The organism is Rhodanobacter sp. BL-MT-08, from assembly GCF_054161255.1.
Genome location: NZ_CP167872.1, coordinates 3,322,139 through 3,333,838, shown reverse-complemented (window position 1 = coordinate 3,333,838; position 11,700 = coordinate 3,322,139). Strand labels below are relative to the sequence as shown.

Here is an 11,700-nt window from a genome sequence, read left to right as displayed (position 1 = left end):
GGCGGTCAGTCATGGCTGCGCTCATCGCGGCCGAGGCTGGCCGGCAACAGGCCATCGACAAAGGCTTCGGCATCGAATGTGCGCAGATCGGTTGCGGTTTCACCCAGCCCGACAAACCGGATCGGCAGACCGAACTCGCGCGCCAGTGCAAAGATCACGCCGCCCTTGGCCGTGCCGTCGAGCTTGGTGACGACGAGTCCGGTGACGCCGACGATCTGACGGAACTGGCGCACCTGATTCACCGCGTTCTGACCGGTGGTGCCGTCGATTACCATCAGCACCTCGTGCGGCGCATCGGCGTCGATTTTTTTCAGCACGCGGGCGATCTTGCCCAGTTCGTCCATCAGGCCGCCCTGCGTGTGCAGGCGGCCGGCGGTATCGGCGATCAGCACGTCGGCGCCGCGCGAGCGGGCGGCCTGCAGCGAATCGAAGATCACGCTGGCCGAATCGGCGTCCTGGCCCTGCGAGATCACCGGCACCTGATTGCGTTCGCCCCAGGTTTTCAGCTGGTTGACGGCGGCGGCGCGGAACGTGTCACCTGCCGCAAGGATCACGGCGCGTTTTTCATCGCTCCAGCGCCGCGCCAGCTTGCCGATCGTGGTGGTCTTGCCGGCGCCGTTGATGCCCACGGTGAGCACGACGAAAGGCTTGCGGCCTGAGATATCCAGCGGCTTCTCGATCGGCCGGAGCATGGCGATCAGCGACTCGCGCAGGGCCTTCAACAGCGCCGGCGCATCGGCAAACTCGCGCTTGTGCATGCGCTTGCGCAGGTTTTCCACCAGTTCGGTGCTGGCCTCGATACCGACGTCGGCGGTAATCAGCGTGGTTTCGAGTTCGTCGAGCAAATCGTCATCGAGCTTGGGATGACGGACGAACAGCGAGGTGAGGCCGCGCGAGAAGGCATTGCCGGACAGGCGGTCGCGCCAGCTGCGCTTGGCCGGTGCCGCCGGCTCGGCGGCTGTGTCGCCGCTGCTGGTCTGGTCGTTCACCGTCGTCATGTGCCCGCTGTCGAGCGGCAGGCCGGGCGGCGGCGCAAGCTCGGCGATCACTTCCTGTGTTACGGCGTCGGCGCGGTCAGACGCGGAAATATCGGCCAGCGTCGGTGCAGCGGGCGGCTCCGACGCGGTCTCGGCGAGCTTCTTCTTCCAGAACTTGAGCATTGCGGCGGCGATTCAAAGACAATGGCCGGCATGCTATCACTCCAATCTGTAATGGCCGGTGAGGATTCCGTACCGGGCGCGCGCGCATGAGCGCGCCGCGCGGCCCCAGCTCGGGACGAATACGCATCATCGGCGGCAATTTGCGCAATTCGCGGCTTGAGGTGCCCGATCTGCCCGGCCTGCGGCCCACGCCCGAGCGCGTGCGCGAGACTTTGTTCAACTGGCTGGCGCCCACGATTCAGGGCGCGCGCTGCCTCGATCTGTGCGCCGGCACCGGTGCTCTGGGTATCGAGGCTCTGTCGCGCGGCGCCGCGAGCGCGCAGTTTGTCGAACGCGACGCGCGTGCCGCGCAGGCGCTGCGGCAAAACCTTACAAGGCTCAAGGTTGCGGCCGCCAGCGTGGCCGTTGTCGATGCGCAGTCGTTTCTCGGCGGATCACCACAGCCGGTGGATCTGGTGTTTCTCGACCCGCCGTTCGCGCTGGATTTGTGGAGCACGCTGGCGCAACAACTGGAGCAGGGCGGCTGGCTGACGAAGGGCGCTACCGTTTATCTGGAAAGCCCGCGAGCGTTGCTTCCTTCGCTGCCGCCAACCTGGCAACTGCACAAGGAAGCTCGCGCGGGCGAGGTGCGCTTTGCCCTTTATCGGCGCTGAGCCGGGTGGACGTCAGTTTCTGCACGCGTCCGCACATGGCCGCGCGAATGAGCCAACGCCGCGTGGCTTGGGCTAAGCTACGCGGGCTTTTCACCCCAACCCCCGTATTCAAGAACTCCGACTCGTGAACAAACCTTTGGGAAACCCGCGTTTTGCCGTTTATCCCGGCACGTTCGACCCGATCACGAACGGCCACGCCGATCTGGTGGCGCGCGCCGCGCCGCTGTTTGATCGCGTGCTGGTGGCGGTGGCGGACAGTTCCAGCAAGGGGCCGGCCTTCAGCATCGACGAGCGCATCACCCTGGCACGACTGGCGCTGGGCGATCTGCCGAACGTGGAGGTGCGCGGCTTCGACTGCCTGCTCGCCACGTTCATCGAGGAAGTTGGCGCGGGTGTGATCATCCGCGGCCTGCGCGCCGTGTCGGATTTCGAATACGAATTTCAGCTGGCAAGCATGAACCGCCATCTTATCCCGCAGGCGGAAACGCTGTTTCTGACGCCGGCGGAGCAATACAGCTTTATTTCCTCGTCGCTGGTGCGCGAGATCGGCCGCCTCGGTGGCGACATCTCCGGTTTCGTCCATCCGGCGGTACAACAGGCCATGCGGCAGCGCTGGCAAAAGAGCCGAGCCGGCTCCCACAAGCAACCCGAAACAGAAGGTGATCACTATGCGTAAGTTCGCTCTCATCGCTGCCCTCGCGCTGGCCGCTACTCTCTCCCTGAGCGCCTGCAACAAGTCGCAGGACGATCAGCAGGCCGCCCAGCCAACCGAGCAGGCGGTGCCCAAGCCGACCAACCCGAACGACACCAAGGGCTGGAACGCCTACCTGGGCGATCTGGTGCAGAAAAACCTGCAGGGGATGACCGCCAGCCAGCCGTTTGCCTATCTGGTGGATGCGGCCGACACGGACGAAGCCAAGGCCAATAACGACCGGCAGCTCTCCAACGTGAAAGACACGGTCGCGCGCGGCGTGCTGCCGGGCAACCTGATGGCCTTCGCCGGCGCCAACTCGGCCAAGACCGCCGATCTGCTGATTGCCGCGTTCCAGGACGTCAAGCCCGGTTCGTTCAAGGACGTGATCGTGCTCTTCATCGGCGACAAGGCCGACGAGCAGCGCGTGACCGATGCGATCAAGCCCAGCGGTGCCACGTTCCACTTCGTGGCGATGTAACTTTTCCTGCGGCACGTCCCGTGGCCGCCTTCGCGCGGCCGCGATTTGCGGGTTTGCCCTGGCCTGCCGGGCAAACCCGCAAGGCTTTCGGCTTATGCGGTGCCCGTGCGCGGCTGAAATGCGGCGCGATTTCCCGGCCCTGGCCGCGGGGATCACTCGCCCAACATGTATTATTCGATGCATGTCTCTCAAAATCCTCGATACCTGCGTCAACTGCGACGTCTGCGAACCGGCCTGTCCGAACAAGGCGATTTCGCTGGGTGAGGAGTTCTATGTCATCGATCCGGATCTGTGCACCGAGTGTGTGGGCCATCACGACGAGCCGCAGTGCGTGGTGGTGTGTCCGGTCGAATGCATCATCACCGATCCCGAAAACATCGAGTCGCACGAGCAGCTCGATCTCAAATATCAGCATCTGATGGCCAAGGAGTCCGCTGCATGAAGGTATCGCTGCGCTGGCGCGCATTGTCGTGCGGTCTGTTTTTTGCCGGAGTGGTTATGGTGGCAGGCGTTGCCTGTGCTGCTGATGTCCCTGTAAGGGAGTCCACGACAACGTCTGTCCAGTCCGGCACCAGCCAGCGGCCCGGGCACGCAGCGATAGCTAGCGCCAATTTTCTCGCCACCAATGCCGGCCTCGAAGTGTTGGCCAAGGGCGGCAATGCGTTTGACGCGGCGATCGCCGTAGCGGCTGCGCTGTCGGTGGTCGAGCCGGAGAGCTCCGGCATCGGCGGCGGTTTCATGGCGGTACTGCATCGGGCGAAGGACAACAAGGACACCTTTATCGACGCCCGCGAAACCGCGCCGGCGGCGGTCAACAGCAAGGATTACCTCAACCCCGACGGCAGCCCCAATCGCGATACCGCGTTGAAGGGCCCGCTTTCGGCCGGTATTCCGGGCGAACCGGCGGGCCTGGTACTGATCGCCAAGCGCTACGGCAGGCTGTCACTGCAGCAGTCGCTGGCGCCGGCGATCCGCATTGCGCGAGACGGGTTTCAGCCCGATCCGCGCCTGCTGGGCGCCATCGACGAGCAGCAAAAAGATCTGCAGCGCTGGCCCGCCTCGGCCGCCAAATACCTGCCCAACGGTGCGCCGCCGGCACAGGGCGCGCTGTGGCGTGATCCCGATCAGGCGCGTACGCTCGAACTGATTGCGGCCAAAGGCAATGACGGTTTCTATCACGGCGAAACCGCGGCCAAGCTGATCGCCGCTGTGAAAGCGGCCGGCGGCAACTGGACGCTCGCCGATCTGGCCAGCTATCAGGCCAAGGAGCGCACGCCGATCACGGTGACCTACCGCGGCTATCGCATCATTACCGCGCCGCCGCCGTCGTCCGGTGGCGTGGCGATTGCGGAGATCTTGAACATTCTTTCCGGCGTGGATCTGGCCAAGCTCGATCAGGCGCACCATGTGCATTACATCGTCGAGGCAATGCGCCGCGCCTTCCGCGACCACAACGACTATCTGGGCGATCCGGATTTCGTCAGCATGCCGCTGCAGATGCTGCTGTCGCCGTTTTATGCCGACGGACTGCGTCAGAGCATCCTGCCGGACAAGGCCACGCCGTCGTCCATGCTGCCGGTAGCCGAAGCGAGTCAGCCCGGCATGCACACCACGCATTTTTCGATCATCGACGCCGACGGCAATATGGTCGGCATCACCTCGACGGTGAACTACGTGCTGGGTTCGACATTCGTTGCCGCAGGTACGGGTGTGCTGCTGAACGACGAAATGGACGATTTTGCGCTGGTGCCGAACAAGCCCAACGTTTACGGCCTGCTGGGCAGCGTGGCCAATGCGCCGAAGGGCGGCAAGCGCCCGCTGTCGTCGATGTCGCCGAGCATCGTGATTGGTGCCGATCGCACGGCGGTGATCGGCTCGCCGGGCGGCTCCACCATCATCACCCAGGTGCTCGAAGGCATCCTGCATTTCATCGACGGCGAAACCGCCAGGCAGATCGTCGCCGACAAGCGCTATCACCATCAGTACCTGCCCGACGAAGTGATGGTCGAAGCGGGCACCTTCGATCCGTCGACCACCGCTGCGCTCACGGCGATGGGCTATGCGCTGAAGCAGCGCGAATCGTGGGGCTACATGAACGTGGTTACCTGGGATCGCAAGGCGAATAAGCTCGACGCCGCCAGCGACCCGCGTCATCCGTCGGGCCTGGGCAAGGTGCAGTAGTGACGTGGTGACAAACGCTGCAGCCGCCGTGCCCTGCGTGACAGGCCCGATCCGATGAGTGGACTCAGCGGCGCATCCATACGTTGCGTCGTGCTGCATGTCATCGGCGTGCTGCTGATACTTGCCGGTGTGGGCCTGGCGGCGCTCACCGCGCACAGCCTGATGAATTACCGCGTGGCGGCTGAACGACACGGCGGCGAAACGATCGATCTGGGCGGCGACGCCAGTCTGCAGCCAGGCCAGTACGGTCGCATGGCGAGAGTTGTCGGCACGCCCAGCGTGCTCGAGCCGCCGAGCGATCCGGAGTTCGGCCTGAAGACGGCTACTCCGCTGCTGGTGCGTCATGTGGAAATGTTCCAGTGGCACGAGCTGCATTTTGGTGGCGACGTGAGTTACGAACTCGCGTGGGTGGATCATCTCATCGATGCCAGCACCTTCGCTCAGCCTGCCGGTCATACCAACCCGGCAAGTTTCCCCATCACGAAAAAGAAGTTCGAGGCCGGGCTCGTACAGATCGGCGGCTTCAGGCTCTCGCCTGAACTGATACGCGCGCTGCCGGGCACCGCCGCGGTGCAGCCGGACGTGAAGTCGCTGCCGGCAAATCTCGCCGCAAGCTTCGGACCCAACCAGAACTACCTGACCACCAGTTCGCAGCCGGATAGTCCGCGACTCGGCGACCTGCGCGTGAGTTGGGAAGAGATTCCGCTGCAGCCGATGACGGTTTTCGCGCGCATCGATGGCGACAAACTGGTTCCCGCCGCGGATGCTCCCGACGGCAAGGGCTTCGACATCGAGATAGGCGATGTGTCGCTGATCAACCTGTTGCCCGACATGCCGTTACCGCCGGAACACCTAATGATGCGCCGCATCGCCTCGGTGCTTCTTGCTGCGTTGGGTGCGTTCGTGATGCTGGTGGCGCGCAACCGTCGCCGCGACCCGCTGCTGGCGCTCGGCCTCGGCACACTGGTGGTCGGCGCCGTGTCGACCGTGCTGTGGCTCGGTCATGACACGTCGACCATGGCGGTCTGGTTGCTGGTGACCCTGCTTGGTACCGCGCTGGCCGTCTGGCGGCTGCGCTGGCACAAGCGGCGGTCGACCGATCGGCTTTGAGCGCCGTCCGCAGCGGCTTGCCTTTTTGGCGAGCCGTGGACCTTGTCAGCCGCCCATCGTCTGGACGGCTATTCACGGCCTGCTGAACTGACCTTCGTGTTCGACAAACCACAACCCCGCAAACAGCTTCGGGTCGATTGAATAGCCTTCATCGGCCCGCGCAAACAGCCAAGCGCCCGCTTCGTTGCGCGGTACCTCGTGCACGATGATGTTTTCCGAGGCGTCCCCGCCGCCGGCACCAACCTTTTCCAGTTCGTAGGCGCGCACAAAGGCGATCATCTCGGTGCTCATGCCCGATGACGACGGGCCACGATGGATGAACGCCACGCGCCGGCAGCGATAGCCGGTTTCTTCTTCCAGTTCGCGCTGGGCGGCGAGCAGGGCGCCTTCGTCGGCCTGGCCGGCGATATCGCCGACGAGGCCTGCCGGCATCTCGATGGTGCGCTGCTGAATCGGCACGCGGTACTGCTCGACAAACAGCAGTTTGTCGTCTGGCGTGACCGCAATGATGATCACCGCACCCGCAGGATTGGTGCGTTCGGCGTACTCCCAGCGGCCGCGTTTGCGCAGGCTCAGCCAGCGGCCTTCGTAGAGGGTTTCGGTCGGCGCGTCAGCGTCGGGTGGCAGATGTTTCGTGCTGGTGGTCATGGGCTTTTCAGTAGAGTTCAGAGAAATTCAGCGAAGCAGTGATCGCAGTCGGCTACGCGTGAAGGCGCCGAAGCCGAGCTGATCGCAGAGAGAGTCGAGGCGGTTCTGCGGGTCGGGCTTGCGCCGCAGGGTTTCGGCGGTACTGGCACCCGGCGCGTCGAGCGCAATGCGCGTGAGTCGACGATACAGGCGCGCCTTTTCGCCGTGTTCGCGCAGCTTCAGCGCGCAGGCGGCGGCGCCGCGAAAGCGCAGGAAGCCGACTTCATCGACGCGTTCGAGCAGAACGTCGAGACTGCCGAAATGCGCCAGCAGCGCGGCGGCGGTTTTTGCGCCCACGCCGGGCACGCCGGGAATGTTGTCCACCGCGTCGCCGCACAAGGCAAGATAATCGGCTACCTGATGCGGATGCACGCCGAGCCGCTCGTGCACGCCGGTCGGCCCCCAGCGCAGACCGCGCGCATAGTCCCACTGCTCGTCGTGCTCGCCCAGCAGCTGGCCGAAATCCTTGTCGGCCGAGACGATCACGCTGCGCCAGCCCAGCGCGCGTAAATTCCACACCGTGCTGCCGATCAGGTCGTCGGCCTCGAAGCTGTGGTCGATCATCAGGTGAATGCCGAGCGCCTCGGTAATGGCGCGACACATCACGAACTGGCGCTCCAGATCCCGCGGCGGCAGTTCGCGATTGGCCTTGTAGGCGGGGTAGATCGCGTTACGAAAGGAACTGGTCAGCGAGGCATCGAAGGCGACGGCAATGTATTCGGGTTGCGCGCGTTCGAGCAGTTCGCAAAGAAAGCGCGCATAACCATGCACGGCGTTGACCGGATGGCCATCGACATCAAAAAACTCGTTCGGCATGGAATGCCAGGCACGGAACACATACAGGCTTCCATCGACCAGATGCGCCGCTGGTGTCGCGTGGGCTGCCGCGTTCACGGCTTCCATGTGCTGAGCAGACTTTTCAGCGCCGGTCGATCGCGGTCTGGTACCTCGATCTGTGGCGTACCCATATGGATAAAGGCAATCACCTGCTCGTTGTCCTTCAGCTTCAACAGCCTCGCCACGTTGGCATCGTAAGCGGCCCAGCCGGTCAGCCACTGCGCGCCAATGCCGAGCTCGAAAGCACCCAGCAGAATGTTCTGCGCGACGCAGCCGGCCGTCAGCTGCTGTTCGATCGCCGGCACCTTGCTGTGCCTGTCGATGCACGCCACCAGCACCATCACTAGCGGCGCAAAGGTGTAGCGATGGCGTTCCTTGTCGAGCTTGGCTTCGGACATGTCCGGATCGTTGCGCGCGGCGATATCGGCGACCAATTCGCCAAAGCGCAGTTTTGACTTGCCCTTCAGCTTGATCAGGCGAAACGGCGCCAGCTTGCCGTGATCGGGCACGCGGATGGCGGCCTTCAGCAGGGCTTTGAGTTGATCTTTGTCCGGCGCCGGCTCGCCAAGCTGGCGCGATGGCGTGGAATGGCGCTGCATCAGCAGCGAGAGTGGTTCGGGCATGCGGAGGCTCGATGGCGCAGAAGCAGGGAAGCCCATGCTAACCGGCCCAACGTTATCGTGGCGACTTTGCCGCGTGCCGCTGCAACGACGTTTGCGCCTGCCTCTTGCTGCGCTGCGCTGTCGCCGCATGTCTTTTTTTCTTAAAGAAACCGCAAAGGAGTTCTTCTATCGTGGCCGGCGCGGGGGGACAACACATACAAAGGAAGGTAGTCATGAAGCTTCGTTACATGTCATACGCGCTGCTCGGCGCGACGCTGATGATCGGTACGGCAGCGCATGCCCAGGATAGTTACAGCACCGGCGTATTTTCACCGGCGAAAACGAGCAAGACGTTTCCGTGCAACAACACCCAGTTTCTGCAGGATCAGCAGGCCTTTGAAAACGGCCAGATCACGGCTGACCAGCCCGAAGATGTCTGCGGTATGGTCACCGCCGTGCTGCCTGCCAAGAAAACCAGGAGCGGCAACCACGGCTACTTCTACGTGCAGGTCGCGTCAGGCGTCACCATCGAAATCGTCTCCGATCTGGACCAGATGAACGCGCCGAAGTGGCCGTGGGTCGCCGTGGGCGATACGACATACGTGCAGGGTCGTTATTACTACGACAACGACGACAGCCAGGGCATCGACTGGACCCACCATGGAACCAGCAGCTCGTGGCCCCACGCCGGCTATGTCGTGGTCAATGGCACCAAATACCAGTAAACGCCGGGCTTTGCAGTGAAACGAAACGGCGCCTGCCGCGCCGTTTCGTTTTTGGACGGTCCCGCGCCGTCAATGCGGCAGCGACCGCAGCAGTGTATCCAGTCCGCCCCACGCGATCTGCACGCCGATGCACAGCAGGATGAACGAGATCAGTCGTTGCACGCCGTTGAACGCGTGCTCGGGAATCTTGCGCGCCAGCGCGGGCGCGTAGCCGTAGCTGAGAAACACCAGCAGGGCCAGCAGCGCCGAGGCCACGAAAATCGAAACGTGGGCCAGCAAGATATCCGACCAGCCATGGCCCGACGCATTGGCGCTCAGCGTCAGCACTACCACGATGGTGCCGGGGCCGACGGTCAGCGGGAAGGTCAGTGGATAGAAAACCTTGTCGATCGCCGCATGGCTGTCGCTTTCGATGGCGGCAGCAGCAGGCGTGACATCCGGCACATTGAGCATGCGCCATCCCATCGCCGCCAGCGTGATGCCTCCGCCCACCTGCAGAATCGGCAAAGAGATGCCGAAAAACTTCAGAATCCAGGCGCCGATCAGCTCGATCACCGCAATGAAGATCAGCATGTTGACGGCGATGCGCAGCGCCAGCTGGCGATACACCGCCGGCGGCTCGGGCCCGACAATGCCAAGAAAGATCAGCGCCGATCCCACCGGATTGATGATCGGCAGCAGCGCGGCGAAAGCCAGCGGAATGAAGTGCAGGGCGTAGTCGAACATGGTCTGGCTTTCTCAAAAAGGCGGCTTGGTTGGCTGCGCGCAGAGCCGGACTTTCGCAGGCGCGGCTGGTGCCCGCGACCCGTCGCGAACACAACATATGACATCGATGATCAGATCGACGCGGGAAACTTGAACGAGCCGGGCAGCAGCGAGGCAACCGTCGTCTGCTGCAAGTCACCGTGCAGATTGGTCAGCAGTACCGGCATGTCCTCATCGCAGAGTTCGGCCATGACCTGACGGCAGGCACCGCAGGGGCTGACCGGACCGGAACAGTCGGCGATGACAGCAATGGCGGCAAAATCCCCGGGCCTGCAGCCGGCGGCGATGGCGCCGAACAGCGTCGTGCGCTCGGCGCAGTTGCACAAGCCATAGGCTGCGTTCTCCACGTTGCAGCCATGGAACTGCCGTCCGTCCTTGGTCAACAGGGCGGCGCCCACCTGAAAGCGGGAGTAGGGCGCGTAGGCCAGCTCTCGCGCGCGACGTGCGGCGGCCAGGAGTGGATCAAATACGTTCGGTACGGGCATCGAAGTCTCCGGTGACCCCGAAATATCGATACCGTCGCGCCGCGCTGATGGCGTGGGCGACCGCTTTCGGTGGGCCAGCTTACTCTGCCGGCTGCACGGCGCAAACCCGGCAGAACGCGTGCTGCCGAGTGCCGCTAAGATAGCTGGACCTTCTGAAGGGAACCGTCTCATGCCGATTACCGTTGCCGCCTTGCGTGAAACCGCCGCCGGAGAACGCCGCGTGGCCATCACGCCGGAGATGGCGAAAAAACTGCGCGGCAAGGGCCTGCGGATTCTGCTCGAGCACGACGCCGGACGCGCGGCGGGGTTTCCGGACAGCCTTTATGCCGATATCGAATTTGCCGATGCGGCTGGTGTGCTGGCTCAGACAGATCTGCTCGCCTGTGTGCTGCCGCCTGAGGATGCCGTGCTTTCGCAGCTGCGCGAAGGCGCGGTGGTCGTGGGCCAGCTGCGGCCGTATGGCGCACCCGAGCGTGTCGCCACGCTGGCCGCGCGCAAGCTCACCGCCTTTTCGCTGGAGCTGCTGCCTCGGACCACGCGAGCACAGGCGATGGACGTGCTCAGTTCGCAGGCGGCCGTGGCGGGCTATCGCGCGATGCTCATCGCGGCCGAGTCGTCGCCGAAATTCTTTCCCATGCTGACGACTGCCGCCGGCACCATCCGGCCGTCCAAAGTGCTGGTGATCGGCGCCGGCGTGGCCGGACTGCAGGCAATCGCTACCGCGCGCCGGCTCGGTGCGCAGACCGAAGGCTACGACGTGCGGCCGGAAACGCGCGAGCAGGTCGAGTCGCTGGGCGCCAAATTTCTGGACCTCGGCGTCAGCGCCGCCGGCAGCGGCGGCTATGCGCGCGAGCTTTCCGCCGAGGAGCGCGCAGCGCAGCAGCAGGCGCTGGGCGAGCATCTGAAGACGATCGACGTGATTGTCACCACTGCGGCCGTGCCGGGTCGATCGGCGCCGAAGATCCTCACCGCAGCGATGGTCGACGGCATGAAGCCCGGCGCGTTGATCGTGGATCTGGCCGCCGAAAGTGGCGGCAACTGCGAGCTGACCCGACCCGGTGAAAGGGTCGAGCACGGTGGCGTGGTGATCCTCGGGCCGCTCAATCTTTCCGCTGGCGCGCCGTTGCACGCGTCGGAAATGTACGCACGCAATGTCTACAATTTCGTCGAGCTGCTGGTGCGCGACGGTGCGCTGCAACCGGATTTCAACGATGAGCTGGTGGCCAGGAGCTGCCTGAGCCACGCCGGCGAAACGCGCTTTACCGGCTGAGCGCTGCGTTGGCGCTGCGGTAAGGTCGTCTGTGGCGACTTCAACCGCGGGTT

14 protein-coding genes are annotated in these 11,700 nt (G+C 64.1%); 8 read left to right on the top strand and 6 right to left on the bottom strand.

Annotated elements, in window-relative coordinates; all coding sequences use genetic code 11:
• Positions 1-5 precede the first annotated feature (5 nt).
• Complete coding sequence (gene ftsY / locus ACDK93_RS14975; RefSeq protein WP_458069656.1) at positions 6-1,160, bottom strand: signal recognition particle-docking protein FtsY; 1,155 nt, start codon at positions 1,158-1,160, stop codon at positions 6-8.
• Between the two features lie 86 nt (positions 1,161-1,246).
• Here ftsY and rsmD point away from each other — a divergent pair, with 86 nt between their 5' ends.
• The 6 genes from rsmD (at position 1,247) to ACDK93_RS14945 (ending at position 6,276) form a co-directional block, all read left to right on the top strand.
• The gene (rsmD, locus tag ACDK93_RS14970) at positions 1,247-1,813 is read left to right on the top strand and encodes a 16S rRNA (guanine(966)-N(2))-methyltransferase RsmD (RefSeq protein WP_458069654.1); all 567 of its coding nucleotides are present in this window, start codon (positions 1,247-1,249) and stop codon (positions 1,811-1,813) included.
• A gap of 136 nt (positions 1,814-1,949) precedes the next feature.
• The gene (coaD, locus tag ACDK93_RS14965; protein WP_179479727.1) at positions 1,950-2,489 is read left to right on the top strand and encodes a pantetheine-phosphate adenylyltransferase; all 540 of its coding nucleotides are present in this window, start codon (positions 1,950-1,952) and stop codon (positions 2,487-2,489) included.
• On the top strand, positions 2,482-2,985 hold the full coding sequence (locus ACDK93_RS14960) for a hypothetical protein (RefSeq protein WP_458069653.1): 504 nt from the start codon (positions 2,482-2,484) through the stop codon (positions 2,983-2,985). The genes coaD and ACDK93_RS14960 overlap by 8 nt, the downstream gene beginning before the upstream one ends.
• Positions 2,986-3,166: 181 nt before the next feature.
• Positions 3,167-3,427, top strand: a complete 261-nt coding sequence (locus tag ACDK93_RS14955) for a YfhL family 4Fe-4S dicluster ferredoxin (protein WP_458069652.1) — start codon at positions 3,167-3,169, stop codon at positions 3,425-3,427.
• Entirely contained in the window at positions 3,424-5,166 is a 1,743-nt protein-coding gene (ggt, locus tag ACDK93_RS14950) for a gamma-glutamyltransferase (protein WP_458069651.1), read from the top strand. The genes ACDK93_RS14955 and ggt overlap by 4 nt, the downstream gene beginning before the upstream one ends.
• 54 nt (positions 5,167-5,220) lie before the next feature.
• Positions 5,221-6,276: a TMEM43 family protein gene (locus tag ACDK93_RS14945; RefSeq protein ID WP_458069649.1), complete on the top strand. Its 1,056-nt coding sequence runs from the start codon at positions 5,221-5,223 to the stop codon at positions 6,274-6,276.
• A 72-nt stretch (positions 6,277-6,348) separates the two neighbouring features.
• On the opposite strand, the gene ACDK93_RS14940 is transcribed toward ACDK93_RS14945, so the two are convergent.
• From ACDK93_RS14940 to ACDK93_RS14930, 3 genes are read right to left on the bottom strand one after another with little or no spacing between them, the layout of a single operon-like run.
• Entirely contained in the window at positions 6,349-6,924 is a 576-nt protein-coding gene (locus ACDK93_RS14940; RefSeq protein ID WP_458069648.1) for an NUDIX hydrolase, read from the bottom strand.
• A gap of 27 nt (positions 6,925-6,951) precedes the next feature.
• Positions 6,952-7,866: a 5'-3' exonuclease gene (locus ACDK93_RS14935; RefSeq protein WP_458069647.1), complete on the bottom strand. Its 915-nt coding sequence runs from the start codon at positions 7,864-7,866 to the stop codon at positions 6,952-6,954.
• Positions 7,854-8,423: a nitroreductase family protein gene (locus tag ACDK93_RS14930; RefSeq protein ID WP_458069645.1), complete on the bottom strand. Its 570-nt coding sequence runs from the start codon at positions 8,421-8,423 to the stop codon at positions 7,854-7,856. The genes ACDK93_RS14935 and ACDK93_RS14930 overlap by 13 nt, the downstream gene beginning before the upstream one ends.
• 212 nt (positions 8,424-8,635) lie before the next feature.
• Here ACDK93_RS14930 and ACDK93_RS14925 point away from each other — a divergent pair, with 212 nt between their 5' ends.
• Positions 8,636-9,127 (top strand): DUF3465 domain-containing protein, encoded by a 492-nt coding sequence (locus tag ACDK93_RS14925; protein WP_458069644.1) that lies wholly within the window; start codon positions 8,636-8,638, stop codon positions 9,125-9,127.
• Between the two features lie 69 nt (positions 9,128-9,196).
• Here the strand turns inward: ACDK93_RS14925 and ACDK93_RS14920 are convergent, their stop codons facing one another.
• Both ACDK93_RS14920 and cdd read right to left on the bottom strand, forming a co-directional pair.
• Positions 9,197-9,853, bottom strand: coding sequence for a MarC family protein (locus ACDK93_RS14920; RefSeq protein ID WP_458069642.1), 657 nt, complete (start codon positions 9,851-9,853; stop codon positions 9,197-9,199).
• A 110-nt stretch (positions 9,854-9,963) separates the two neighbouring features.
• Positions 9,964-10,377, bottom strand: a complete 414-nt coding sequence (gene cdd / locus ACDK93_RS14915; protein ID WP_458069640.1) for a cytidine deaminase — start codon at positions 10,375-10,377, stop codon at positions 9,964-9,966.
• A 169-nt stretch (positions 10,378-10,546) separates the two neighbouring features.
• On the opposite strand from cdd, the gene ACDK93_RS14910 reads away from it, so the two are divergent.
• Entirely contained in the window at positions 10,547-11,647 is a 1,101-nt protein-coding gene (locus ACDK93_RS14910) for an NAD(P) transhydrogenase subunit alpha (RefSeq protein ID WP_458069639.1), read from the top strand.
• Positions 11,648-11,700 lie beyond the last annotated feature (53 nt).